This window comes from Stutzerimonas sp. 21-1, assembly GCF_056336065.1.
Map to the genome: position 1 here is coordinate 2959800 of NZ_CM150500.1, position 26232 is coordinate 2986031.

The following is a 26232-nucleotide window of genomic DNA, read 5'->3' on the forward strand; positions in this document are numbered from 1 at the left end:
CCGTAGGGTGGACAACGCTCCACTTGTCCACCACGGTCGCAATACGAATGTTCCGGTGGAAAACGCTCCGTGGTCTTCCACGGGGCGGCCACCCGCACTACGAAGGACAGAACCATGAGCAACACGGTCTGGATCGACGCACTCGCCGAGCTGCAACAAAAAGGCGAGCCCTGCGTGCTGGTGACCATCGTCGAGGAGCGCGGTTCGACGCCGCGCAATGCCGGCTCGAAGATGGTGGTCACCAACGAGCGGCTGTACGACACCATCGGCGGCGGTCACCTGGAATACCGCGTACAGCAGATCGCCCGCGAGATGCTGCAAAACCGTAGTCGCGAAACGCGCCTGGAACGCTTCGCCCTCGGCGCCAGCCTCGGCCAGTGCTGCGGCGGCGCGGCGGTCGTGCTGTTCGAGCCGATGGGTAAGCCGCAGGCGCATATCGCCGTGTTCGGTGCCGGGCATGTCGGTCGCGCGCTGGTGCCGCTGCTGGCCAGCCTGCCGTGCAAGGTGCGCTGGATCGACTCGCGCGAGAACGAATTCCCCGCCGAGATTCCGCGCGGCGTGGAAAAGGTGGTCAACGACGACGTGGTCGAGGAAGTCGAAGAGATGCCGGCCGGCAGCTACTTCATCGTCATGACGCATAATCACCAGCTCGATCTGGAACTGACCGCGGCCATCCTCGAACGCAACGACTTCACCTACTACGGGCTGATCGGCTCGCAGAGCAAGCGCGCCAAGTTCGAGCATCGCCTGCGCGACCGCGGCTTCCAGCCGGAAACCGTGCAACGCATGCGCTGCCCGATGGGCATCGCCGAGGTGAAGGGCAAGCTGCCGGTGGAGATCGCCGTGTCCATCGCCGGTGAGGTGATCGCCACCTACAACGCGCACTTCGGTGAAAAGAGCGGCGAGAAGCGCGAAGGCGGCGAGAAACCCATCCCCATGCTGGTCCCGGCCTCGCGCCGCGGCTGAATCCACACAAGCCACCGGCGGCAGCGGACTCGCGCGTGAACAGGGCTGGCGCCCGTCACGTCAGGACGCGGCCGCGCGTGCAGAAGAACGACAGCGAAGAGAACACCATGTCCCGCACCAAAGCCTACCGTGCCGCCCTGCTCCACTGCCTCGCCGACCCGCGCGAGGTGGGCATCGAGGCGTCCCATGAATATTTCGCCGACGGCCTGCTGGTCGTCGAGGACGGCAAGGTCGCGCACATCGGCGCCGCCAGCGAACTGCTGCCAGCGCTGCCAGCGGGCACCGAAGTCGTCGAGTACCCGAACGCGCTGATCACCCCGGGCTTCATCGACACCCACATCCACTACCCGCAGACCGGCATGATCGCCTCTTACGGCGAGCAGCTGCTGGACTGGCTCAACACCTACACCTTCCCCACCGAGCGCGCGTTTGCCGACCCAGCTCGCGCCGGCGAGGTCGCCGAGATCTTTCTGAACGAACTGCTGCGCAACGGCACCACCACCGCGCTGGTGTTCGGCAGCGTGCACAAGCAGTCGGTGGACGCCTTCTTCGCGGCCTGCGAGAAGCGCAACCTGCGGATGATCGCCGGCAAGGTGCTGATGGACCGCAACGCCCCGGACTACCTGACCGACACCGCCGAGTCGGGCTACGCCGACAGCCGCGAGCTAATCGAGCGCTGGCACGGCAAGGGCCGCCTGCACTACGCCGTCACCCCGCGCTTCGCGCCGACCAGCACGCCGCAGCAACTGGCGCTGGCCGGCCAGCTGTTCAAGGAATTCCCGGACCTCTACATGCACACCCACCTCTCCGAGAACCGCAAGGAAATCGAGTGGGTGCGCGAGCTGTTCCCCGAGCGCAAGGGCTATCTGGACGTCTATGACCACCACGGCCTGATCGGCGCACGCTCGGTATTCGCCCACGGCGTGCATCTGTGCGACGAAGAATGCCGGCGCCTCGGCGAAACCGGCTCGGCCGTGGCGTTCTGCCCGACCTCCAACCTGTTCCTCGGCAGCGGCCTGTTCGATCTGGAAAAGGTCGAGGGCTTCGGCGTGCGCGTCGGCCTGGGCACCGATGTCGGCGCCGGCACCAGCTTCTCGCAGCTGCAATCGCTGAACGAGGCGTACAAGGTGATGCAGCTGCAGGGCAAGAAGCTCGACCCGTTCAAGTCGCTGTATCTCGCCACCCTGGGCGGCGCGCGGGCGCTGTATCTGGACGACAAGATCGGCAATTTGCAGCCGGGCAAGGACGCCGACTTCGTGGTGCTCGATTACCAGGCCACGCCGCTGATCGACTATCGCCTGCAACAGGCGCAGACGCTGGAGGAAAAGCTCTTCGCCCTGATGATGCTCGGCGACGACCGCGCCGTGAAGGCAACCTACGCCGCTGGCGTTTCGGTGCACTGCAAAGCCTGAACGGCAAAGCCGCTCTGCATTGCGCAAGAGCGGCCATTTCTCCGTAGGGTGGAAAACTCGCGTAGCGATTTTCCACCCGCACGCGCCAGAAGGTGGATGGCTGCGGCCATCCACCCTACCGGCTCGCTCAACCGGCGCGGTAATCCGCGTCGGCTTCCTCGAAGCGCTTGACGATGCTCGGCGCAGGCTCGGCGCCCATCTTGCTGACCACGAAGATGGCCAGGCTGGCGAGGATGAAGCCGGGGATGATTTCGTACAGTCCCAGACCGATGAATTCCTTCCACACCACCACGGTGATGGCGCCGACCAGCATGCCGACCAGCGCGCCGTTGCGGGTCATGCGTTTCCACAGCAGCGAGATCAGCACCACCGGGCCGAACGCCGCGCCGAAGCCGGCCCATGCGTAGGACACCAGGCCCAGCACCTTGCTGTCGGGGTTGGAGGCGATGCCGATGGCGATCAGCGCGATCAGCAGCACCATGCCGCGGCCGACCCAGACCAACTCGGTCTGCGAGGCGTTCTTGCGCAGCATCGCCTTGTAGAAGTCCTGGGTCAGCGCGCTGGAGCTGACCAGCAGCTGCGCGCTCAGAGTGCTCATCACCGCCGCCAGCACGCCGGAGAGAATCAGGCCGGCGACCCACGGGTTGAACAGGATCTTCACCAGCTCGAGGAACACCCGCTCGCCGTTCTCGCTCACCGGGCCGGCCAGCTCCGGGTGCCCGGCGAAGTAGGCGATACCGAAGAAGCCCACCGCCACCGCGCCGCCCAGGCACAGAATCATCCAGGCCATGCCGATACGACGGGCGTTGGGGATGGTCTTGACCGAGTCGGCGGCCATGAAGCGCACCAGAATGTGCGGCTGGCCGAAGTAGCCCAGGCCCCAGGCCAGCAGCGAGATGATCGCAACGAAGGACAGCCCGCGGAACATGTCGAAGTTGGCCGGATTCTGCGCCTCGATGGTGGCCATCACGCTACCCATGTCGCCCAGCGCCAGGATGACGAACAGCGGCGTGACCAGCAGCGCGAAGATCATCAGCGTGGCCTGCACGGTGTCGGTCCAGCTCACCGCGAGGAAGCCGCCGATGAACACATAGAGAATGGTCGCCGCCGCGCCGATCCACAGCGCCAGGTCATAGGGCACGCCAAAAGTGGACTCGAACAGTCGCGCACCGGCCACCACGCCCGAGGCGCAGTAGATGGTGAAGAACACCAGGATCACCAGCGCCGAGAAGATGCGCAGCAGGCGGCTGGTGTCCTCGAAGCGGTGGGTGAAGTAGTCCGGCAGGGTCAGCGCATTGTGGTTGTGCTCGGTGTGCACGCGCAGGCGTCCGGCGACGAACAGCCAGTTCAGCCAGGCGCCGATGATCAGGCCGATGGCGATCCAGCTCTCCGACAGGCCGGCGACGAAGATCGCCCCCGGCAGGCCCATCAGCAGCCAGCCGCTCATATCAGAAGCGCCGGCCGACAACGCGGTGACGAAACTGCCGAGACTGCGGCCGCCGAGGATGTAGTCGTCGAAGTTCTTGGTGGCGCGGTAGGCGGCGAAACCGATGAGAATCATCGCCGCGATGTAGACCACGAACGTGATCAGGGTGGGTGTACTGGCGCTCATTGTGTATCCCTCGTTAGTTGTTGTCCGGCGTCCCGCGAGCAGCTCGCGTCGCGCCCTTGGCAGAGGGCGATGGCACTGGCGCCATCACCTGCGACAGGTCCGAAACCGGCCCGTCAGTGGCGGAAGAGCGTCCGCCATCTGTCCGTTATTGTTGTGCCCCGGCTGCCAAAGCCGCCGAGGTTACCGCTGGTGCCCGCCACATGGAAAATCGCCGTGCGGTTTGCGGCGGCGATTGCCATGCGCTCACCGTGCTCAGTCGTCGCCGAGCGACAGCAGCGAGGCGTTGCCGCCCACCGCCGTGGTGTTGGTCGATGTGGTGCGCTCGTTGGTGAAACGCAGCAGGTAGCTCGGCCCGCCGGCCTTCGGCCCGGTGCCGGACAGCCCGCAGCCGCCGAAAGGCTGTACGCCGACCACCGCACCGATCTGGTTACGGTTGACGTAGACGTTGCCGACCCGCGCCAGCTGCTCGATGCGTTCGGCGGTTTCCTCGTTGCGGCTGTGCACGCCGAGGGTCAGGCCGTAGCCGGTGCCGTTGATCGCCGCGACGACCTTCTCCAGATCGGCGGCATCGTAGCGCACGACATGCAGAACCGGGCCGAAATGCTCTTTCTTGAGCTGTTCGATGCCCTCGATCTCGAAGGCCACCGGCGCCACAAAATGGCCATTGAGGCCAGCTGGCAAGGTCGCTTCGGCGATCAGCCGGCCTTCGTTCTTGAGCTGCTGGATATGCGCCAGCAGGCCGTCGCGTGCCTCCTCATCGATCACCGGGCCGATGTCGTTCTCGCGCAGATGGGTCGGGCCGACCTTCAGCTCGGCCATTGCACCCTTGAGCAGCTCGATGACGCGATCGGCGATGTCGCGCTGCACGTAGAGCACGCGCAGTGCCGAGCAGCGCTGGCCGGCGCTGGTGAAGGCGGAGCTGACGGCGTCCTTGATCACCTGCTCGGGCAGCGCGGTGGAGTCGACGATCATCGCGTTCTGCCCGCCGGTTTCGGCGATCAGCGTGGCGATCGGGCCGTCCTTCTCGGCCAGCTGGCGGTTGATGATCCGCGCGGTGTCGGTGGAGCCGGTGAAGCACACGCCGACCACCCGCGGATCGCGGCAGAACACGCCGCCCAGCGTGGCGCCGTCGCCCGGCAGCAGCGCGATGGCGTCCTTCGGCAGGCCGGCCTCGAACATCAGCTCCAGCGCGCGCGCGGCGATCAGGCTGGTCTGCTCGGCCGGCTTGGCCAGCACGGTGTTGCCGGCGACCAGCGCCGCGCTGATCTGGCCGAGGTAGATGGCCAGCGGGAAGTTCCACGGGCTGACGCAGACGAACACGCCGCGGCCTTCATGGAACAGCTCGTTGCGCTCGCCAGTCGGGCCTTTCAGCTCTTCGCGGCCCAGTTTCAGGCGCGCCTGCTGCGCGTAGTAGCGGCAGAAGTCCACCGCCTCGCGCACCTCGTCGATGCCGTCCTGCAGCGACTTGCCGGCTTCCACCGTGCACAGTGCCATCAGCTCGGCGCGGTTGCGCTCCAGCAGCTCGGCCAGGCGTTCGAGGATCGCCGCGCGGCTGTCCACCGGCGTCGCGTTCCAGGTCGGCCAGTAGGCCGCCAGCGCGTCGATGGCCTGGCGCGCCTGCTCGGCGCTGGCGAACTGCGCCGTGCCGACGATCTTGTTCAGGTCGTAGGGGCAACGCACTTCGCTGGCGCTACCGCCCAGACGCTGGCCGCCGATCACCGGCATGGCCTGCCACTGGCGGTCGAGGAAGGGTTGGTAGGCGCTGGCGAGTTCGTTCCATTGTTGTTGGATATTCATGTTGATCCCTTGGGAGTTCTTGCGATTGCCATACAGGGCCGGGGGCAGCGGAATGCGCGGGTTGCCGAGCGCCGCAAACTGGCGCAGCTGGCTCACCGGGTGATCGATCAGCGAATCCACCGGCACGCGCGGGTCGACCAGCTGGTGGACGAACGAGGAGTTGGCACCGTTCTCCAGCAGGCGCCGCACCAGATAAGGCAGCAGGTCCTTGTGCGCACCGACCGGCGCATAGATGCGCACGTTCTTGCGGTACTTCTCGATCACCGTGTCGTACAGCGCATCGCCCATGCCGTGCAGGCGCTGGAACTCGAACTCGCGCGGCGTGGCGGTCTGCTCGGCCATCGCCAGGATGCAGCTGACGGTGTGTGCGTTGTGGCTGGCGAACTGCGGGTAGATCACGCCGCGGGTGTGCTCGGACAGCAGGTAGCGTGCGCAGGCGAGGTACGAGGTGTCGGTACCTTCCTTGCGGGTGAACACCGGGTAGCCCTCCAGGCCCTGTACCTGGCACTGCTTGATCTCGCTGTCCCAGTAGGCGCCCTTGACCAGGCGCAGCGGGATGCGCGCGCCCAGCTCGCGGCCGAGCAGGGTCAGCCACACCAGCACCGGCAGGCAGCGCTTGGAATAGGCCTGGATCACCAGACCGAACTCACCCCAGCCGGCGATGGCCGGATCGCGCAGGAGTTTTTCGTACAGTTCCAGCGACAGTTCGAGGCGGTCGGCCTCCTCGGCGTCGATGGTGATGCCGACGTCGCGCTGGCGCGCCAGTACAGCCAGCTCACGGACGTTGGCGAACAGCTCGCTGAGTACGCGCTCGCGCTGGGCGACTTCGTAACGCGGATGCAGCGCCGACAGCTTGATCGACACCGACGGTCGCGGGCCGGGGCCGACCTGCGGCTCGGCGCCGACGGTTTCCACGGCGCGGCGGTAATCGGCCATGTACTTGGCCGCGTCCTCGGCGGTCAGCGCCGCCTCGCCGAGCATGTCGAAGGAATAGGTGTAGCCCTTCTCACGCTCGGGCCGGCCGTTCTTCAGCGCTTCGGCGATGGTGCGGCCGAGCACGAACTGCTTGCCCATCAGCTTCATCGCCTGGTTCATCGCGGCACGGATCACCGGCTCGCCGGAGCGCTTGAGCAGGCGGCCGATGACATTTTTCGGGCGGCCGTCGGCGGTGTCCGGATCGACCACCTTGCCGGTCATCACCAACCCCCAGGCGGCGAAGTTGACCAGTACGTTGTCGCTCTGGCCGAGGTGGCGCTCCCACTCGGCGGCATTGAGCTTGTCGCGGATCAGCGCGTCGGCGGTGGCAGCGTCCGGCACGCGCAGCAGCGCTTCGGCCAGGCACATCAGCATCAGCCCTTCCTGGGTATCCAGGCTGTACTGGCGCAGCAGCGCATCGAGCGTGTCGACGGCATTCTCGCGGCTGCGCACGGTCTCGATCAGCGTGCGCGCGCGCTCACGAATGGCGGCGATGCCCGCCTCGCCGGGATCGGCCAGCTGCAACAGTTCGGTGAGATAGCCCGCTTCGTCGACGCTGTAGTTGGCGCTGATGGTGGGAAAGAATTCTGCGGCTTTCTGGCTGGCAAAGGCGCCATCCAGCACGTGACCGGCCTTGAACATCGCGCCGCTCCTCTGAGGGTGTGTCTGCTTATTAGGTGTAGTTCACGGCCCGGCCCTCGGCGCGATACACGACGATGGGTCGGGGCGGAGACGGAATGTAGGGGCAGCGCCGGCGCGACTTCTTGCAGGAAACTACGGAAGTTTTACGAAACGCTACGATTGCGGCGCGCTGAAACCGCAGCGTCACGAAGGCGCCGCACACTGGCGCGCGCTTCGCCAGCGGCCAGGCCGCAAGGGCGCAAAGCGGGCGCGGCGTGGGGATCAGTCGTCGGTCTGGCGCAGCTTGCGCGGGGTCAGGCCGAGGTAGCGGCGCGTCGCGGTGGTCAGTGCGCTCTGGCTGGAAAAACCGCACTCCTCGGCGATGCGCACCAGCGGCAGTGGCGATTCACGCAGCAGCCGCGCGGCGCGGTCGAGACGGCTCTTGAGCAGATACTGGTGCGGCGTGAGGCCGACGCTGTCCTTGAACTGCACGTGGAAGTGGCTGGGGCTCAGGCAGGCCACCTGCGCCAGCTCGGCCACGGTGATGCGTCGCGCCAGGTTGTCCTGGATGTGCGCATCCAGCCGCTGCAAATCCAGCGGCCCGCTCGGGCGCTGCGGCGCTTCGCCGAACAGGCGCAGGTGCAGCGCGCGCAGCAGCACGCCGCCAAGCGCACGTGCCAGCAACGGATCGCTGCCATAGCGCGCCAGCTCGGCACCGGCGTAAGCCAGGAGATTCTGGAAATCGGCATCCAGCGCCGGGTAGCGCGGCGCCTCGAACAGCCGGGCGAGCAACGCGGGGTCATCTAGGCAGGCGTCCTGCTCGTCCAGATCGATGATCAGCATGCGGTTGTCGCCCATGCCGGCAAAGCCGTGATCGGCGTCGCCCGGCACCAGGCAGGCGCGCATCCGGCAGACCTCGCCGCCCGAACCATCCACCTCGAATTCGGCGCGGCCCGCCAGCGACAGCACCAGCTGGTGATAGTCGTGGGCGTGCTGGTGAATCTGGTCATCCAGGCGAAGCAAACGGGCGTTGAGCATGACGAGTACCTGAAGCGGGCGCCGATGCGCCGGGCGCCGTTGCGTCGGGCGCCCGGCGCGCTCGTTCGCGACCGCAAGGTGACGCAAACGGCATGCGGCACTCTACCCGAAGCCGGCGGACGCCGCCCAGCCCCGGCCGGCGGGATTGAAATCGGCCGGACGGCCACCATGTATCCCGCAAGTAATCGCAACGGGTGCCGCATGAACGACGACGTCAATCAGGATCATCTCGAGCAGGAATTCATTTCCTCCAACGGTCTGGTGCTGCCGGACCAGCAGCAGCCGGACAAGCTCTACATCATTCCGGTGCATAACCGGCCGTTCTTCCCGGCGCAGGTGCTGCCGGTGATCGTCAACGAAGACCCCTGGGCCGAAACCCTGGCGCGCGTGGCCAAGACGCCGCACCAGCGCGTGGCGCTGTTCTTCGTCGACTCGCCGGTGCTGGATATGGCCACCTTCGACCCCGCCAGCCTGCCCGAGCACGGCACCATGGTGCGCGTGCACCACGCCACCCAGGAAGGCGGCAAGCTGCAGTTCGTCGCCCAGGGTCTGGCGCGCGTACGCATCCGTGGCTGGCTGCGGCGCAAGCCGCCGTATCTGGTGGAGGTCGACTACCCCAAGAGCGACGCCGACCCGCGTGACGAGGTGAAGGCCTACGGCATGGCGCTGATCAACGCGATCAAGGAGCTGCTGCCACTCAACCCGCTGTACAGCGAGGAGCTGAAGAACTACCTCAACCGCTTCAGCCCGAACGACCCGTCGCCGTTGACCGACTTCGCCGCCGCGCTGACCACCGCGCCCGGCACGGAATTGCAGGAGGTGCTCGACTGCGTGCCGGTGCTCAAGCGCATGGAGAAGGTGCTGCCGCTGCTACGCCGCGAGGTCGAGGTGGCCAAGCTGCAGAAGGAGCTGACCGGCGAGGTGAATCGCAAGATCGGCGAACGCCAGCGCGAGTTCTTCCTCAAGGAACAGCTGAAGATCATCCAGCGCGAGCTGGGCATCACCAAGGACGACAAGAGCGCCGACGCCGACGAGTTCCGCGCGCGCCTGGAAGGCAAGGTGGTGCCGCCGGCCGCGCAGAAGCGCATCGACGAGGAGCTGAACAAGCTGTCGATTCTCGAAACCGGCTCGCCGGAATATGCCGTCACCCGCAACTATCTGGACTGGGCCACCGCCCTGCCCTGGGGCGTGCACGGCCAGGACAAGCTCGACCTCAAGCGTGCGCGCAAGGTGCTCGACAAGCACCACGCCGGCATGGACGACATCAAGCAGCGGATCATCGAATTCCTCGCCGTCGGCGCCTTCAAGGGCGAGATCGCCGGCTCCATCGTGCTGCTGGTCGGCCCGCCGGGCGTGGGCAAGACCAGCATCGGCAAATCCATCGCCGAGTCGCTGGGGCGACCGTTCTATCGCTTCTCGGTCGGCGGCATGCGCGACGAGGCGGAGATCAAGGGCCACCGCCGCACCTACATCGGCGCCCTGCCCGGCAAGCTGGTACAGGCGCTGAAGGAAGTCGAGGTGATGAACCCGGTGATCATGCTCGACGAGATCGACAAGCTCGGCGCCAGCTACCAGGGCGATCCGGCCTCGGCGCTGCTGGAGACGCTGGACCCGGAGCAGAACGTCGAATTCCTCGACCACTATCTGGACCTGCGCCTGGACCTGTCCAAGGTGCTGTTCGTCTGCACGGCCAACACGCTGGATTCGATCCCTGGCCCGCTGCTCGACCGCATGGAGGTGATCCGCCTGTCCGGCTACATCGCCGAGGAAAAGCTGGCGATCGCCAAGCGCCACCTGTGGCCCAAGCTACTGGACAAGACCGGCGTGCCGAAGGAGCGCCTGGCCATCAGCGACAGCGCCCTCAAGGCGGTGATCGAGGGTTATGCGCGCGAGGCGGGCGTGCGCCAGCTGGAGAAACAGCTCGGCAAGGTGGTGCGCAAGGCGGTGGTCCAGCTGCTGGAAGACCCGCAGGCCACGCTGAAGATCGTCCCGAAGGACCTTGAGCATTACCTCGGCAAGCCGGTGTTCCGCAGCGAGCAGGTGCTTTCCGGCGTCGGCGTGATCACCGGGCTGGCCTGGACCAGCATGGGCGGCGCCACCCTGCCCATCGAGGCGACGCGCATCCATACGCTCAACCGCGGTTTTAAGCTCACCGGCCAGCTCGGCGAGGTGATGAAGGAATCGGCGGAGATCGCCTACAGCTATGTCAGTTCGCACCTCAAGCAGTTCAAGGGCGATCCGGCGTTCTTCGACCAGGCCTTCGTGCACCTGCACGTACCCGAAGGCGCGACGCCCAAGGACGGCCCCAGCGCCGGCATCACCATGGCCAGCGCGCTGCTGTCGCTGGCGCGCAACCAGCCGCCGATGAAAGGCGTGGCGATGACCGGCGAGCTGACGCTGACCGGACTGGTGCTGCCCATTGGCGGTGTGCGCGAGAAGGTGATTGCCGCCCGGCGACAGAAGATCTTCGAGCTGATCCTGCCGGAAGCCAACCGCGGCGACTTCGAGGAGCTGCCGGACTACCTGAAGGAAGGCCTGACGGTGCATTTCGCCCGGCGCTTCGCCGACGTGGCGAAGGTGCTGTTCTGAGGGGAGTTGTGACGGCAGGGAAAGCCGGAAGCTCGCCTGGAGCTTCCGGCTCGCGCGTCGCTTAGCTGCGCGCGCGTGCGGCGTCGCGCAGTGCCTTGACCTGGTCGTGATTGCGCAGCACGCCCTGGTACTGGCGCTCGACCACCAGCCGCACCTCGGCCGGCAGATCCTTCTCCAGCGCCTTGCGATAGCTCTTCACCGCGACATCCTCGCCACGCTCGCATTCGTTGAGGATCGCCTCGTCGTCCTTGCCGGTGATCATCGACTTGAGATCGACCCAGCGCCGGTGCATGTCGGCCGCCATGCTGGTAGAGGTCTCCGGATCGCCGCCCAGCGAGCGCACCATCTGCTGCAGTTCCGCCGCGGCCGTGGCGCAGTCGCGGGCGCGCTGGCTCATGGTGCTCTTGAGCTGCGGATCGCGCAGATCCTCGGCACACTCCATGAAGCCCTTTTCGCCGTCCTTGCTGGTTTCGATCAGGTCGTTGAGCACCGAAATCGTGTCTTTCGTATCCATTTCTCTCTCCTCGGGATCGACTGAAATGGCCGGAACGCGCGCTGCCCGGCCTCAGTAGGGTCGACTGCCGGGCCGGAAAAAAGGTTCAGCCGGACCGCCCGGAGGCATCCAGCAGCACCCACGCGGGCGCATGGTCGCTGGCGTGTTCCTGCCCGCGAACCCAGCGATGCACGCCGGCGTCGCGCAAGCGCGGCACGAGGTCCGGGCTGAGCAGCAGGTGGTCGATGCGCAGGCCGGAGTTCTTCTGCCAGTGCTGGCGAAAGTAGTCCCAGAAGGTGAACACCGGTTCATCGGGGTAGCGCGCGCGTAGCGCATCGGTCCAGCCTTGCGCCAGCAGCCGCGCGTAGCAGTCGCGGCTTTCCGGCTGCAGCAACGCGTCCTTGCGCCAGGAGCGCGGGTTGTAGATGTCCGCGTCGGTCGGCACCACGTTGTAGTCGCCGGCCAGCACCACCGGGTGGCCGCTGGCGAGCAATCCGGCGGCGTGCTCGATCAGCCGCTTGAACCAGGCCAGTTTGTAGTCGAATTTCGGCCCGGGCTGCGGGTTGCCGTTGGGCAGGTAGAGACAGGCGACGATCACGCCGTGCACCGCCGCTTCGAGGTAGCGGCTGTGGCTGTCGTCCGGATCGCCCGGCAGGCCACGGCGGATTTCCAGCGGCTCGCAATCGCGCGCCAGGATCGCCACGCCGTTCCAGGATTTCTGCCCGTGCCAGATCGCGCCATACCCGGCAGCACGGATGTCGTCGAGGGGAAAGTCGGCGTCCTGCGCCTTGAGTTCCTGCAGGCAGACCACGTCCGGCTGCTCGCGAGCGAGCCATTCCAGCAGGTTGGGCAGCCGCGCGCGGATGCCGTTGATATTGAAGGTGGCGATGTTCAGCTGATCCACGGCGGGCCTCGTCGTCATGCGTTGAGTCTTCACCTTAGCTCTGACCGCGCCGCACGCTAGGCGTCATGCCCTCCCGCATCTGCCGCCGGAAAACGCAGCGTGAACCGCGTGGCTTGCGCGTCGCTGTGCACCCGCACCTCGCCACCATGCAGCTGCATGATCGAACGCACGATGGCCAGCCCCAGCCCGCCGGAGTCACCCGGTTCGGCACGTGCCGGATCGCAGCGGTAGAAGCGGTCGAACAACCGCGGCCAGTGCGCCTCGGCGATCGGCGCGCCCTGATTGACCACGCTGACGCAGCGCCAGCCCTCCTCGTTGCCGCTGAGGATGCGCACCGCACTGCCGGCATCGGCATAGCGCAGCGCGTTGGCGATCAGGTTGGCTAACGCGCGACGCACCAGCTCGGCATCGGCCATCAACGTGCCTTCGCTCTGGTCGATCAGCTGGATGCCGCGTTCTTCGGCGATGCCTTCGAAGTACTCGCACAGCTGCCCGACCAGCTCCGGCAGCGCCAGCAGGCGTCGCTCGATTACCGTCGCCGGCTGCTCGGCACGGGCGAGGAACAGCATGTTGTCGATCATTCGCGCCAGCCGTTCGTACTCTTCCTGGCTGGACTCCAGCAGCGCCCGGTACGCCTCCTCGCTGCGCGGTCGGCTCAGGTGCTGCTGGGTCTGCCCCATGAGGTTACCCAGCGGCGTGCGCATCTCGTGAGCGAGGTCCTCGCTGAAGCGCGACATCCGTGCGAAGCCCTGCTCCAGCCGCGCCAGCATCTGGTTCAGCGCTGCGCGCAGCGGCTCCAGCTCGGCCGGCATGGCATCGCCTTCGAGGCGGCGATGCAGGTTCTGCACGTCGATGCGCAACGCCTGTTCGGTGAGCCGGCGTACCGGACGTAGCGCACGCCGGCTGATCGCCCAGCCGAGCAGCGAGGCCAGCAGCGCGCCGACGCCCAGCGCCAGCCAGAGCCGCAGCCGGTAGGCCGCAAGCATCTGTTCGCGCTCAGCCAGCAGGCGCCCGGCCACCAGCGTCAGGCCGGCTTCACCCGGCAGCCGGCGCCAGGCCAGCCGCGCCGCGCCGATATCCTGCAACAACGGCTGGTCACTACCGGCCAGCGGCGGCAGCGCCAGCCGCGGCGGGTTGATCTCGATCAGCGCGCGGCCCTGAGCGTCGAGCAGCCAGAGCAGGCTGTCGCGATTGCCCAGCATGTTCTCGTAGAGCTGCGGGCGCTGGCGCAGCGCGTCGACGCTGGCGCTGTCGTCGAGCAGCGCCTGCATGCGTTCGAGCCGGCCGAGCAGCGCCTGGTCGTCGCGCCAGACGATCTCGCGCTCCAGCGAGCGGTACAGGTACAGGCCGATGGCACCGAGCAGCACCCCTGCGATCAGCGCGAAGGCCAGCGCCAGGCGCAGACTCAGCGAGCGTGGCAGCCGGCTCATAGCGTCGGGTCCAGCACATAACCCATGCCGCGCACGGTGTGGATCAGCTTGAGCGGGTACGGATCGTCGACCTTGGCACGCAGGCGGCGGATCGCCACGTCGACCACGTTGGTGTCGCTGTCGAAGTTCATCTGCCAGACCTGCGAAGCGATCTGCGCGCGGGACAGCACCTCGCCCTGACGGCTGAGCAACAGGTGCAGGAGGGCGAACTCCTTGTTGGTCAGATTGATGCGCTCGCCCTGACGGGTGACGCGGCGGCGCAGCAGGTCCAGCTCCAGGTCGGCGACGTGGAACTGCTCGATTTCCCGTGGCGGGCCGCGACGCAGCAGCGTGCGCACCCGCGCCAGCAGCTCGGCGTAGGAAAAGGGTTTGATCAGGTAGTCGTCGGCGCCCAGCTCCAGCCCGCGCACCCGGTCTTCCACCGCGTCGCGCGCGGTGAGGAACAGCACCGGCGTGTGCGCCGAGCGCTGGCGCACCACCTGCACCAGCTGCCAGCCATCGAGCCCCGGCAGCATGACGTCGAGGATGACCAGATCGAAGGCCTCCTCCTCGATCAGGTATTTGCCGTCGATGCCGTTGCGCGCGACCTCCACGCGATAGCCGGACTCTTCCAGCCCGCGCTTGAGGTAATCGGCCGTCTTGGCCTCGTCTTCCACCACCAGAATTCGCATCGGCTCGCCTCGTTGAATGTGCGCCGCAGGTCGTTGAAGAACGTCAGCGAGGCAGCCAGCGCAAGGCGGAAACAGGCGAAAAAGCGCAGTTTACAAGTGGTAAATGAGCATTTTGAGCCTGTTTTCAACGAAGCGATGGCAACGCAGGTAGTTCTTCAACGGCCTGCTAGGTTAGGCAGTCGCCGCAGGGCGAGCCATTACAAAAGCGTAATGCGTCGGCAACGTTTCTGACGGTCGCCGGGCGGCAGCATGCGCTCCGACGCTCACCACCCAAGGAACCCGCCATGCGTATCGCCGCCACCCTGTCATTGCTGACCCTGGCCTTCGGCGCCCACGCCGCCCCGCCGGCACCGCTCAGCCAGCACAACGTCTCGCTGGCCCTGGCCGACGGTCTGATTCAGCAGACCCTGGATGCCTGCCACGCACAGAACCGCACCGCGGTGGTCGCCGTGGTCGATCGCGGCGGCAACCTCGTCGCCCTGCGCCGCGACGACAACGTCGGCCCGCACAACACCCTCGCCGCGCAGCGCAAGGCCTACACCGCGCTGTCGAGCAAGACGCCGACCCGCCTGTTCGCCGAGCGCGCCGCCGCTACGCCGGACGCCGCCAACCTCAACACCCTGGACGAACTGCTGCTGCTCGGCGGCGGTGTGCCGCTGAAGGTCGGCGACGAAGTGATCGGTGCCATCGGCGTGGCCGGTGCCGGCGGTGCCAAGAACGACGAGGCCTGCGCCGTGGCCGCCATCGAAAAACTGCTGCCCTCCTCCCACTGAAGAAAAGGAAAAAACACCATGAAAGCACTACGTTCAATCGCCGCCGGCTTGATGCTCAGCGGCCTGTCCGGTCTCACTCTGGCCGCCGGCAACCCGCTCAGCGTGCATGTGCTCAATCTGGAAAACGGCCTGCCGTCACCGGATGTGCGCGTCACCCTGGAGCAGCGCCAGGGCGATGCCTGGAAAGCGCTCAACAGCGGCGAGACCAATGCCCAGGGGCGGATCACCGCGCTCTACCCGGAAGGCAAGGCGCTGGAAAAGGGCACCTACCGCGTCACCTTCAAGACCGGCGACTGGTTCGCCGCACACAACGCCAGCACCTTTTTCCCGGAAGTTCCGGTGATCTTCGAGGCCGATGGCAGCGTCGAGCACTACCACATCCCGCTGCTGCTGAGCCCCTACGGCTTCTCCACCTACCGCGGCAACTGAGCCATTCAGCGCGTTTCCCAGTAGCCGGGGGCGTTGTAGATGCCCTTCAGGTAATCGATGAAGAAACGCACCTTGGCCGGCAGGTAGCGCTGCTGCGGGTATACCGCCTGGATGTCGTAGGCCGGCAGCGCGTACTCGTCGAGTACCGTGACCAGCTCGCCGCGCTTGAGCTCGGCCTGGATTTCCCAGGTCGAGCGCCAGCCGATACCCAGCCCCTGCTTGACCCAGTCGAACAGCAGTTCGCCGTCGTTACAGTCGAGATTGCCGGATACCCGAATCGCCACCTGCTTGCCGTCGCGCAGGAAGGTCCAGCCGCGCTGTTGGCCGCCCTGCAGGTTGAAGGCCAGGCAGTTGTGTCGCGTCAGGTCTTCCAGTACCCGCGGCACGCCCTGGCGATCGAAATAGTACGGCGCACCACAGACCACGCGGCGGTTGGGGTACAGCTTGACCGCCACGTAGTTGGGGTCGGTCACCTCGCCGATGCGGATGCCCATGTCGTAACCGTGGCGCACCAGATCGACCACGCTGTCGGTGAAGTTGAACGACAGCTGCAGGTCCGGGTAGCGCGCCTGGAACGCCGGCGCGTGCGGGCCGATATGCCGGCGGCCGAACGCCGCCGGCGCCGACACCACCAGATGCCCGCGTACCGAGTTGCGGTCATGGCTGATGCTGGCGTCGACCTCGTCGAAGTCCCGCAGCAGCCCGCGCGCACGCTCCAGGTACTGCTCGCCCAGATCGGTCAGCGACAGGCCGCGCGTGGAGCGGTGCATGAGCTTCACACCCAGATGACGCTCCAGTGCATCCAGCCGCCGGCCCATCACCACCGGCGTGACGTTTTCCTTGTGCGCAGCGGCGGCGAAGCTGCCGCAGTCAGCGACCAGCACAAAGCTGCGCAGGCTCGTATATCGGTCCATTCGATACTCCTGATATCGACAGAACTGAAGTCTCGGCCAATTCCGCCATAGAATCCAGGCCGGCATGCTTGGGCCACCTACAAAAACTATCGGATCCCTCGAGGAGGAAGAACCATGGCCCGCATGAGAGCAATCGACGCCGCCGTCGCGGTACTGCGCAAGGAAGGCATCGACACTGCCTTCGGCATTCCAGGCGCCGCGATCAACCCGCTGTATTCCGCCCTGCGCGCCGATGGCGGCATCCGCCACATTCTCGCCCGCCACGTCGAAGGCGCCTCGCACATGGCCGAGGGCTACACCCGCACCAAGGCCGGCAACATCGGCGTGTGCATCGGCACCTCGGGTCCGGCCGGCACCGACATGATCACCGGCCTCTACTCGGCCTGGGCCGACTCCATCCCGATCCTCTGCATCACCGGCCAGGCGCCGCGTGCCCGCCTGTACAAAGAAGACTTCCAAGCCGTGGATATCGAGTCCATCGCCAAGCCGGTGACCAAGTGGGCGGTGACCGTGCGCGAGCCGGCGCTGGTGCCGCGCGTGTTCCAGCAGGCCTTCCACGTGATGCGCTCGGGCCGTCCGGGTCCGGTGCTGATCGACCTGCCGTTCGACGTGCAGATGGCCGAGATCGAGTTCGACGTCGATACCTACGAGCCGCTTTCCGTCTACAAGCCGGCGGCCACCCGCAAGCAGATCGAGAAAGCCATCGACATGCTCTGCGCCGCCGAGCGCCCGCTGATCGTCGCCGGTGGCGGCATCTATAACGCCGGTGCCGAAGCGCTGCTGGTGGAGTTCGCCGAGACCGTCGGCGTGCCGGTGATCCCGACGCTGATGGGCTGGGGCTCGATCCCCGATGACCACCCGCTGATGGCCGGCATGTGCGGCCTGCAGACCAGCCACCGCTACGGCAACGCGAACATGCTGGCGTCCGACTTCGTGCTCGGCATCGGCAACCGCTGGGCCAACCGCCACACCGGCTCGGTCGAGGTCTACACCAAGGGCCGCAAGTTCGTCCACGTGGACATCGAGCCGACGCAGATTGGCCGGGTGTTCTCGCCGGACTACGGCATCACCTCCGATGCCGGCGCCGCGCTGAAGCTGTTCGTCGAGGTCGCCAAAGAGCGCAAGGCCGCCGGCCAGTTGCCGGATCGCAGCAGCTGGGCTGCCGACTGCCATGAGCGCAAGCGCACGATGCTGCGCAAGACCCACTTCGACAGCGTGCCGATGAAGCCGCAGCGCGTGTACCAGTGCATGAACAACGCGTTCGGCAAGGACGCCTGCTACGTCAGCACCATCGGCCTGTCGCAGATCGCCGCCGCGCAGTTCCTGCACGTCTACAAGCCGCGCCACTGGATCAACTGCGGCCAGGCCGGCCCGCTCGGCTGGACCATTCCGGCGGCGCTTGGCGTGGTCGCCGCGGACCCGTCGCGCAAGGTGGTGGCGCTCTCGGGTGACTACGACTTCCAGTTCATGATCGAGGAGCTGGCCGTGGGTGCGCAGTTCAAGCTGCCGTACATCCACATCCTGGTGAACAACGCCTACCTCGGGCTGATCCGCCAGGCGCAGCGCGGTTTCGAGATGGATTACTGCGTGCAGCTGGGCTTCGAGAACATCAATGCCGATCAGAGCGGCATGGAAGGCTACGGCGTCGACCACGTCGCGGTGGTCGAGGGCCTGGGTTGCAAGGCGATCCGCGTGTTCAAGCAGGAAGACCTGCGCCCGGCCATCGAACAGGCCCAGGCCTGGATGGCCGAGCATCAGGTGCCGGTGGTGATCGAGGTGATCCTCGAGCGGGTGACCAACATCGCCATGGGCACCGAGATCGACGCCATCAACGAGTTCGAGCCACTGGCCGAAGGCCGCGAGGACGCGCCGACGGCGGTTGGATTGCTGGACTGAAGCTATGCACCACGGTGGATAAGCCGCAAGCGGCGTTATCCACCCTACACCGAACCAACCGTAGGGTGGATATCGCGAAGCATATCCACCGCAAGGCAACACCCAGGGCGGTCACCACACCGCCGCCATGCAGAACCGAATTTGATCCCTACAGATCAGGAGAGAGAACCATGCCCCGCTTTGCCGCCAACCTGTCGATGCTGTTCACCGAACAGGACTTTCTCGAACGCTTCGAGGCCGCCGCCAAGGCCGGTTTTCCCGGCGTTGAATACCTGTTCCCCTACGACTATGCGGCCGATGAGATCAAGGCCCGGCTGGACGCCAACGGCCTGACCCAGGTGCTGTTCAACCTGCCGGCCGGCGACTGGGCCGGTGGCGAGCGCGGCATCGCCATCCTGCCGGAGCGGGTCGAGGAATTCCGCGCCGGCGTCGATCAGGCCATCGCCTACGCCAAGGTGCTGGGCAATACCCAGGTCAACTGCCTGGCCGGTATCGCGCCGAAGAATGCCGACCTCGGCAAGCTGGAAATCACCCTCATCGAGAACCTGCGCTACGCCGCCGAGAAGCTCGAAGAGGCCGGTATCCGCCTGGTGATGGAGATGATCAACACCCGCGACATCCCGCGTTTCTTCCTCAACAACACCTCGCAGGCGCTGGAGATTCGCGACAAGGTCGGCCACCCCAACCTGTTCCTGCAGTACGACATCTATCACATGCAGATCATGGAAGGTGACCTGGCCCGGACCATGGAAAGCAACCTGGCGGCGATCAACCACGTACAGCTGGCCGACAACCCCGGCCGCAACGAGCCGGGCACCGGCGAGATCAACTACCGCTTCCTGTTCGAACACCTGGACCGCATCGGCTACCAGGGCTGGGTGGGCTGCGAGTACAAGCCGGCCACCACCACCGAAGCCGGCCTCGGCTGGATGAAAGCGCATAACGCGATCTGACCCGAACGAATTGAAGGAGAACTCTCATGGCTAAAATCGGATTCATCGGCACCGGCATCATGGGTCTGCCCATGGCACTCAACCTGCAGAAAGCCGGTCACGACATCTTCGTTTCCACTCACCACGACGCCGCTCCGGCCGCGCTGGTCGAAGGCGGCGCCGTCGCCCTGGCCAACCCGAAGGAAGTCGCCCAGGAAGCCGAGTTCGTCATCGTCATGGTGCCGGACACCCCGCATGTCGAGGACGTGCTGTTCCGCGAGAACGGCGTGGCCGAAGGCGTCGGCGCCGGCAAGGTGGTGATCGACATGAGCTCGATCTCGCCGACCGCCACCAAGCAGTTCGCCGAGAAGATCAAGGCCACCGGCGCCGCCTACCTCGACGCCCCGGTCTCCGGCGGTGAAGTAGGCGCCAAGGCGGCTACCCTGTCGATCATGGTCGGCGGCTGCCCGAATGCCTTCGAGCGCGCCCTGCCGCTGTTCCAGGCGATGGGCAAGAACATCACCCGCGTCGGCGGCAACGGCGACGGCCAGACCGCCAAGGTGGCCAACCAGATCATCGTCGCGCTGAACATCCAGGCGGTGGCCGAGGCACTACTGTTCGCTGCCAAGAACGGCGCCGACCCGGCCAAGGTGCGCGAAGCGCTGATGGGCGGGTTCGCCGGCTCGAAGATTCTCGAAGTGCACGGCGAGCGCATGATCAAGGGCACCTTCGATCCGGGCTTCCGCATCAGCCTGCACCAGAAGGACCTCAACCTGGCGCTCAACGGCGCGCGTGAACTGGGCCTGAACCTGCCCAACACCGCCAACGCCCAGCAGGTGTTCAGCACCTGTGCGGCCATCGGCGGCAGCGGCTGGGACCACTCGGCGCTGATCAAGGGGCTGGAGCACATGGCCAACTTCTCGATCCGCAAGTAATCAAGCAGCTCCCGAGCCCGCTGCGTCGGGCCATGCGGTACCCACCTTCAGGACAGACAGAACCCCGGGTGGTGGGCCATCGCAGCGTCAGACGCAGCGGCGCTTCGAGAGTTGAACCACGGCGGCGCGGGGCCGGAATCACAGTGTCCCCCCACGACCTCACCTCGCGCAGTCGCGGTTCAACCGCCGTCTTCGGACGGCAACCCTTTCGATTCGCCCGGCAGAAGGAGTCACGGCCCGACCGCCGGGCGGGTCGATTCCAACCCTCAGTGCTTGCCTTATCGAGCCTTGAGGTCTGGAATCGGCGCAGACCTGAATAGAAAGATGAAAAACGTAGACGAGGCAGCCAGTGCAAGGCAAAAACAGGCGAAAAAGCGCAGTTTACGAGGTTGTAAATGAGCATTTTGAGCCTGTTTTTAACGCCGCAATGGCTACGCAGGTAGTTTTTCAACAAAACTATTAGAAGGAATCCGCACATGCCTATCGACCCGCAAACCCTGCTGCGCCAACTGTTCGACAGTGCCATCGACGCCGCCCATCCGCGCCAGGTGCTGGCCGATCAGCTGCCCGAGGATCGCAGCGGCCGCGCCATCGTCATCGGCGCCGGCAAGGCCGCCGCCGCCATGGCCGAAGCCATCGAACAGGTCTGGGAAGGCGAGATTTCCGGACTGGTGGTGACCCGCTACGAGCACGGCGCCAACTGCCGCAAGATCGAGGTGGTGGAAGCCGCGCACCCGGTGCCGGACGACGCCGGCGAGCGCGTCGCGCGTCGCGTGCTGGAGCTGGTCAGCAATCTCGAGGAAAGCGACCGGGTGATCTTCCTGCTCTCCGGCGGCGGCTCCTCGCTGCTGGCGCTGCCGGCCGAAGGCATCTCGCTGGCCGACAAGCAGGCGATCAACAAGGCGCTGCTGCGCTCCGGCGCGCACATCGGCGAGATGAACTGCGTACGCAAGCACCTCTCGGCGATCAAGGGCGGCCGCCTGGCCCGCGCCTGCTGGCCGGCCAGCGTGTACACCTACGCGATTTCCGACGTGCCCGGCGACGAGGCCACGGTGATCGCCTCCGGGCCGACCGTGGCCGACCCGACCACCTCGGCGCAGGCGCTGGAAATCCTCGCGCGCTACCACATCGAGGTGCCGGCCAACGTGCGCGCCTGGCTCGAGGACCCGCGCTCGGAGACGCTCAAGCCGGGCGACCCGATGCTCTCGCGCAGCCACTTCCAGCTGATCGCCACGCCGCAGCAGTCGCTCGACGCCGCCGCCGAGGTGGCCCGCGCCGCGGGTATCACCCCGCTGATCCTCGGCGATCTGGAGGGCGAAGCGCGCGAGGTGGCGAAGGTGCATGCCGGCATCGCCCGCCAGGTGGTACTGCATGGCCAGCCGATCGCCGCGCCGTGCGTGATTCTCTCCGGTGGGGAAACCACGGTGACCGTGCGCGGCAACGGCCGTGGCGGACGCAATGCGGAATTCCTGCTCGGCCTCACCGAAGCGCTGCAGGGCCTGCCGAACGTCTACGCGCTGGCCGGCGACACCGACGGCATCGACGGCTCGGAAGACAACGCCGGCGCGCTGATGACCCCGGACAGCTTCGCCCGTGCCGAGGCCCTCGGCCTGCGCGCCGCCGACGCGCTGGCCAACAACGACGGCTACGGCTACTTCGCCGCGCTGGACAGCCTGATCGTCACCGGGCCGACGCGCACCAACGTCAACGATTTCCGCGCCATCCTCATTCTGCCGCCCACTGCCTAGCGGCCCACAGGGAGTATCCGCTCATGACGCCCGACAAGAAGGTCAAGATTCTCGCCACCCTCGGCCCCGCCACGCGCAGCGTCGACGACGTGCGCGCCCTGGTGGACGCCGGGGTGAACCTGTTCCGTCTGAACTTCAGCCACGGCGAGCATGCCGACCACGCCGAGCGTTTTCACTGGATTCGCCAGGTCGAGCGCGAGCAGAACCAGGCCATCGGCATCCTCATGGACCTGCAGGGACCGAAGCTGCGCGTCGGTCGCTTCGCCGGCGGCCGCGTGCAGCTCGAGCGCGGGCAGAAATTCCGCCTGGACCTGGACGAGACGCCGGGCGACCAGCACCGCGTGATGCTGCCGCACCCGGAAATCATCGCCGCGCTGGAACCCGGCATGACCCTGCTGATCGACGACGGCCGCCTGCGCCTGACCGTCCTGTCCAAGCACAACGACGTCATCGAGACCCGCGTGATGGCCGGCGGCGAGCTGTCCGACCGCAAGGGCGTCAATGTGCCGGAGGCGGTACTGGAACTCTCACCGCTGACCGCCAAGGACCGTCGCGACCTGGCCTTCGGCCTGGAACTGGGCGTGGACTGGGTGGCGCTGTCGTTCGTGCAGCGCCCGCAGGACATCCACGAGGCGCGCGAACTGATCGGCGAACGCGCCTTCCTCATGGCGAAGATCGAGAAGCCCTCGGCCGTGCAGCACCTGCGCGAGATCGCTCGGCTGTCGGACGCCATCATGGTGGCGCGTGGCGACCTCGGCGTGGAGGTGCCCGCGGAGAATGTGCCGCGCATCCAGAAGAACATCGTGCGCATCTGCCGCCAGCTCGGCCGCCCGGTGGTGGTGGCCACGCAGATGCTCGAATCCATGCGTTTCGCCCCGGCGCCGACCCGTGCCGAAGTCACCGACGTGGCCAACGCGGTGGCCGAGGGCGCCGATGCGGTGATGCTGTCGGCGGAAACCGCCTCCGGCGATTACCCGCTGGAAGCGGTGAGCATGATGAGCAAGATCATCCGTCAGGTGGAGAGCGGCCCGGACTTCCAGGCGCAGCTCGACGTGCACCGGCCGAGCGCCGAGGCCACGCTGTCGGACGCGATCAGCTGCGCGATCCGCCGCATCAGCGGCATCCTGCCGGTCGCGGTGCTGGTCAACTACACCGAGTCCGGCGCTTCCAGCCTGCGCGCCTCGCGCGAACGGCCGGCGACGCCGATCCTCAGCCTGACGCCGAACCTGGCCACGGCGCGCAAGCTGACCGTCGCCTGGGGCGTGTACTCGCTGGTCGAGGCGCCGCTGCGCGACATGGAGCAGGTCTGCGCCCAGGCGTTGGAGCTGGCCCGCGCCCGCGGCATGGCCGGCAGCGGCGATACCGTGCTGATCACCGCCGGCGTACCGCTGGGCAAGCCGGGCACCACCAATTCGCTGCGTATCGAAACGCTCGCCTGACCGCCTGTCTGCACACGGCGCAGCGCGTCGGCCTGGGGGCCGGCGCCGCGGCGCTGTAGCATGCACGCCCGCACCAATCCCCCCGCCAGGCTTCCGATGCTCCGCCTCCCGCGTCATGTCAGCGCCGTGCTCAACGGCTTCAGCCAGATCTTCCTGCAGGCCCATCCGCTCTGTGGACTGCTGATCGCATTCGCCATCGCGCTGCACACGCCGGCGCTGCTGGCCGGCGCGCTGGCCGGGGCGCTCGCCGGTACCTTCGGCGCCGCCGCGCTGGGGCGTTCGCGCGCCGATATCGACTGCGGGCTGTACGGCTACAACAGCGCGCTGCTGGGCCTGCTGATCGTGCTGCAGCTGGGGCTTTCGGCGTTTTCGCTGGGGTTGATCGCATGCGCTGCGCTGCTCATCGACCCGCTGCAGACGCGCCTGCTCGCCGGCCTGCGCGAGCGCCGGTGGCTGCCCGGTTTCACCCTGCCCTTCGTGCTGTTCGGCTGGCTCGTGCTGACGCTGCTGCCGACACCCGCTGGCACGCCAGCGTCAGTCGCGCCGATCGATGCGCAGGCGCTGGCGTTCGCCATCGCCACCGGCATCGGCCAGGTGATCTTCCTCGACCAGCCGCTGGCCGGGTTGCTGGTGCTGGTGGCGGTCTGGCTGGCTGATCGACGCGCCGCGCGCTGGATGCTCGCCGGCTCCGCCGCCGGTCTGGGCATCGGCTTGCTGTTTGGCGCTGCGCACGGACCGATCCTCGCGGGCCTGGCCGGCTACAACCCGGCGCTGGCCGCGCTGGCGGTAAGCCAGGTGCAGCGCTCGGTGTGGGCGCCGTTGCTGGCAATCGTCGCCGCTGTGCTGGCGCGACTGGCCTTCGATCGGTTGGGCCTGCCGCCGCTGACGATGCCGTTCATCCTCGCCTGCTGGCTGGTGGCGCTGGCGGCGCGACGGGTTCGCCGGCAACCCGAGAACGCCTAGCCTCAGCCGCCGGTGGCGCGCGGATTCTGCTCCTGCGGGTAATGGCGCTCCTCTTCCACTTCGCCGTCGCTGCCGTGGACCTTCACCGTCGCCGTGCGCAGTTTCATGTAGTCACGGGCCTGCTCGAGCGCCGCTTCGCGGCTGGCAGTTTCGATCAGCACGCGTGGGTCGCCTTCCTCGCGCAGCAGCCAGCGATTGGCTTCCCGGGTGATGTGGTAAGTCTCCATGTCGATCTCCCTTGCAGTGGTGGTGGGCTCTTTCCATAGGGCATATGCCGGGCGCGAGGGTTCGCTCCAGGGTTATCTCGACCCTAATGGTGATAAAAACCCTCTAACGCCGAGGTTTTTTGTACCTTCCAGGCATTACAAACCTTGATTTCAGTCAATTCCAGAGCTGGAACGATTGTTGAAAGAACCTAGGTAGAACGTCGCGCCTTTGCCTTAGGCAACGGACGCGGCGACTTTCCCACCAGAGGAGTATTCGATGCTTTGCGCTGAACAAATTGCCCTGATCAAAGCCACCGTGCCGCTGCTGGAAAGCGGCGGGGAGGCACTGACCACGCATTTCTACCACCTGATGCTGAATGAGCACCCGGAGGTGCGCCCGCTGTTCAACCAGGCCCACCAGGCCAGCGGCGAGCAGCCGCGCGCGCTGGCCAACGGCGTGCTGATGTATGCCCGCCACATCGACCGGCTGGAGGCGCTCGGCCCGCTGGTCGGCCAGATCATCAACAAGCACGTGGCGCTGCAGGTGCTGCCCGAGCATTACCCGATTGTCGGCGGCTGCCTGCTGCGCGCCATTCGCGAAGTACTCGGTGCGGAGATCGCCACCGATGCGGTGATCGATGCCTGGGCCGCCGCCTATCAGCAGCTGGCTGACATCCTCATCGGCAACGAGGAGCAGCTCTACCAGGCCAAGGCCGAGGCACCCGGTGGCTGGCGTGGCGCGCGGCGTTTCCGCATCGCCCGCAAGGTCGCCGAGAGCGAAGAAATCAGCTCGTTCCACCTGCAGCCCGAGGACGGCGGCGCGCTGATGGACTTCCTGCCCGGCCAGTACATCGGCCTGCGCCTGCAGATCGACGGCGAGGAAGTGCGCCGCAACTATTCGCTGTCGGCAGCCAGCAACGGCCGCGAGTACCGCATCAGCGTCAAGCGCGAGCCCGGCGGCGTAGTCTCCAACGCCCTGCACGCATTGGACGAAGGCGCGGTGGTGGAGCTGTTCGCCCCGGCTGGCGACTTCACCCTGCAACCCGGCGACAAGCCGTTGGTACTGATCAGCGGTGGCGTCGGCATCACCCCGACCCTCGCCATGCTTGAACAGGCACTGGCCACCTCGCGCCCAGTGCACTTCATCCACTGCGCGCGCAATGCCGGCGTGCATGCGTTTCGTCACACCGTGGACGCCCTGGCCGAGCGGCATGCGCAGCTGCGGCACTTCTACTGCTATGACGAACACGAAGGCGAAGCCGCCGCGCCCGACGCCGTCGGCCTGCTCACCGAGGACCGCCTGGCCGCGTGGCTGCCGGAGGACCGCGATGTGGACGCCTACTTCCTCGGCCCCAAGCCCTTCATGGCGGCGGTCAAGCGCCAGCTGAAAGCGCTCGGCGTACCGGAGCGGCAGACCCGCTACGAGTTCTTCGGCCCGGCCAGCGCCCTCGAATGAACCCACCGAGCCCGCGTATGCGCGGGCTCCCTC

The 26232-nt window shown here is 66.7% G+C and carries 21 protein-coding genes; 12 read left to right on the top strand and 9 right to left on the bottom strand.

What is annotated here, in order from left to right; translation table 11 throughout:
- The first annotated feature begins 114 nt into the window (after positions 1-114).
- Both xdhC and guaD read left to right on the top strand, forming a co-directional pair.
- A complete protein-coding gene (gene xdhC / locus AC0ZJQ_RS14430; protein WP_476476831.1) occupies positions 115-966 on the top strand; it encodes a xanthine dehydrogenase accessory protein XdhC in 852 nt (283 codons plus the stop codon).
- Positions 967-1073: 107 nt separating this feature from the next.
- Positions 1074-2378, top strand: a complete 1305-nt coding sequence (gene guaD, locus AC0ZJQ_RS14435) for a guanine deaminase (protein WP_476476832.1) — start codon at positions 1074-1076, stop codon at positions 2376-2378.
- Positions 2379-2505: 127 nt separating this feature from the next.
- On the opposite strand, the gene putP is transcribed toward guaD, so the two are convergent.
- From putP to AC0ZJQ_RS14450, 3 genes are all read right to left on the bottom strand, one after another.
- Entirely contained in the window at positions 2506-3990 is a 1485-nt protein-coding gene (putP, locus tag AC0ZJQ_RS14440; RefSeq protein WP_476476833.1) for a sodium/proline symporter PutP, read from the bottom strand.
- Between the two features lie 252 nt (positions 3991-4242).
- Positions 4243-7404, bottom strand: a complete 3162-nt coding sequence (gene putA, locus AC0ZJQ_RS14445; protein WP_476476834.1) for a bifunctional proline dehydrogenase/L-glutamate gamma-semialdehyde dehydrogenase PutA — start codon at positions 7402-7404, stop codon at positions 4243-4245.
- Positions 7405-7665: 261 nt separating this feature from the next.
- Positions 7666-8421, bottom strand: coding sequence for an AraC family transcriptional regulator (locus tag AC0ZJQ_RS14450; protein WP_003290113.1), 756 nt, complete (start codon positions 8419-8421; stop codon positions 7666-7668).
- 201 nt (positions 8422-8622) lie between these two features.
- On the opposite strand from AC0ZJQ_RS14450, the gene lon reads away from it, so the two are divergent.
- Positions 8623-11010: an endopeptidase La gene (gene lon / locus AC0ZJQ_RS14455; protein ID WP_008567687.1), complete on the top strand. Its 2388-nt coding sequence runs from the start codon at positions 8623-8625 to the stop codon at positions 11008-11010.
- 61 nt (positions 11011-11071) lie between these two features.
- Here the strand turns inward: lon and AC0ZJQ_RS14460 are convergent, their stop codons facing one another.
- From AC0ZJQ_RS14460 to AC0ZJQ_RS14475, 4 genes are all read right to left on the bottom strand, one after another.
- Entirely contained in the window at positions 11072-11524 is a 453-nt protein-coding gene (locus AC0ZJQ_RS14460) for a PA2169 family four-helix-bundle protein (protein WP_008567688.1), read from the bottom strand.
- A gap of 85 nt (positions 11525-11609) precedes the next feature.
- A complete protein-coding gene (gene xth / locus AC0ZJQ_RS14465; protein ID WP_476476835.1) occupies positions 11610-12407 on the bottom strand; it encodes an exodeoxyribonuclease III in 798 nt (265 codons plus the stop codon).
- Between the two features lie 56 nt (positions 12408-12463).
- Entirely contained in the window at positions 12464-13837 is a 1374-nt protein-coding gene (locus AC0ZJQ_RS14470) for a heavy metal sensor histidine kinase (protein WP_476476836.1), read from the bottom strand.
- Positions 13834-14508: a heavy metal response regulator transcription factor gene (locus AC0ZJQ_RS14475; protein WP_008567691.1), complete on the bottom strand. Its 675-nt coding sequence runs from the start codon at positions 14506-14508 to the stop codon at positions 13834-13836. Before AC0ZJQ_RS14475 ends, AC0ZJQ_RS14470 begins: the two co-directional genes overlap by 4 nt.
- Positions 14509-14792: 284 nt before the next feature.
- On the opposite strand from AC0ZJQ_RS14475, the gene AC0ZJQ_RS14480 reads away from it, so the two are divergent.
- Positions 14793-15281 (top strand): GlcG/HbpS family heme-binding protein, encoded by a 489-nt coding sequence (locus AC0ZJQ_RS14480; protein WP_054095004.1) that lies wholly within the window; start codon positions 14793-14795, stop codon positions 15279-15281.
- Positions 15282-15299: 18 nt separating this feature from the next.
- Positions 15300-15710 carry a hydroxyisourate hydrolase gene (gene uraH, locus AC0ZJQ_RS14485; protein WP_476476837.1) on the top strand — a complete coding sequence of 137 codons (411 nt, stop codon included), beginning with the start codon at positions 15300-15302 and terminating at the stop codon, positions 15708-15710.
- A 5-nt stretch (positions 15711-15715) separates the two neighbouring features.
- Here uraH and AC0ZJQ_RS14490 read toward each other — a convergent pair whose 3' ends face one another.
- Positions 15716-16624 carry a LysR family transcriptional regulator gene (locus AC0ZJQ_RS14490; RefSeq protein WP_008567695.1) on the bottom strand — a complete coding sequence of 303 codons (909 nt, stop codon included), beginning with the start codon at positions 16622-16624 and terminating at the stop codon, positions 15716-15718.
- A 114-nt stretch (positions 16625-16738) separates the two neighbouring features.
- On the opposite strand from AC0ZJQ_RS14490, the gene gcl reads away from it, so the two are divergent.
- The 6 genes from gcl (at position 16739) to AC0ZJQ_RS14520 (ending at position 24537) form a co-directional block, all read left to right on the top strand.
- The gene (gene gcl / locus AC0ZJQ_RS14495) at positions 16739-18520 is read left to right on the top strand and encodes a glyoxylate carboligase (protein WP_043297544.1); all 1782 of its coding nucleotides are present in this window, start codon (positions 16739-16741) and stop codon (positions 18518-18520) included.
- A 170-nt stretch (positions 18521-18690) separates the two neighbouring features.
- Entirely contained in the window at positions 18691-19473 is a 783-nt protein-coding gene (gene hyi, locus AC0ZJQ_RS14500; protein ID WP_008567698.1) for a hydroxypyruvate isomerase, read from the top strand.
- A gap of 26 nt (positions 19474-19499) precedes the next feature.
- The gene (locus AC0ZJQ_RS14505; protein WP_237265026.1) at positions 19500-20387 is read left to right on the top strand and encodes a 2-hydroxy-3-oxopropionate reductase; all 888 of its coding nucleotides are present in this window, start codon (positions 19500-19502) and stop codon (positions 20385-20387) included.
- A 476-nt stretch (positions 20388-20863) separates the two neighbouring features.
- The gene (locus tag AC0ZJQ_RS14510) at positions 20864-22135 is read left to right on the top strand and encodes a glycerate kinase type-2 family protein (RefSeq protein WP_476476838.1); all 1272 of its coding nucleotides are present in this window, start codon (positions 20864-20866) and stop codon (positions 22133-22135) included.
- Positions 22136-22158: 23 nt separating this feature from the next.
- Positions 22159-23574 (top strand): pyruvate kinase, encoded by a 1416-nt coding sequence (pyk, locus tag AC0ZJQ_RS14515; protein WP_476476839.1) that lies wholly within the window; start codon positions 22159-22161, stop codon positions 23572-23574.
- A gap of 96 nt (positions 23575-23670) precedes the next feature.
- Positions 23671-24537 (top strand): urea transporter, encoded by an 867-nt coding sequence (locus tag AC0ZJQ_RS14520; RefSeq protein WP_314019631.1) that lies wholly within the window; start codon positions 23671-23673, stop codon positions 24535-24537.
- 2 nt (positions 24538-24539) lie between these two features.
- Here the strand turns inward: AC0ZJQ_RS14520 and AC0ZJQ_RS14525 are convergent, their stop codons facing one another.
- Positions 24540-24764: a DUF2188 domain-containing protein gene (locus tag AC0ZJQ_RS14525; protein ID WP_102828736.1), complete on the bottom strand. Its 225-nt coding sequence runs from the start codon at positions 24762-24764 to the stop codon at positions 24540-24542.
- 256 nt (positions 24765-25020) lie between these two features.
- Here AC0ZJQ_RS14525 and hmpA point away from each other — a divergent pair, with 256 nt between their 5' ends.
- On the top strand, positions 25021-26199 hold the full coding sequence (gene hmpA / locus AC0ZJQ_RS14530) for an NO-inducible flavohemoprotein (RefSeq protein ID WP_476476840.1): 1179 nt from the start codon (positions 25021-25023) through the stop codon (positions 26197-26199).
- Positions 26200-26232: the final 33 nt, after the last annotated feature.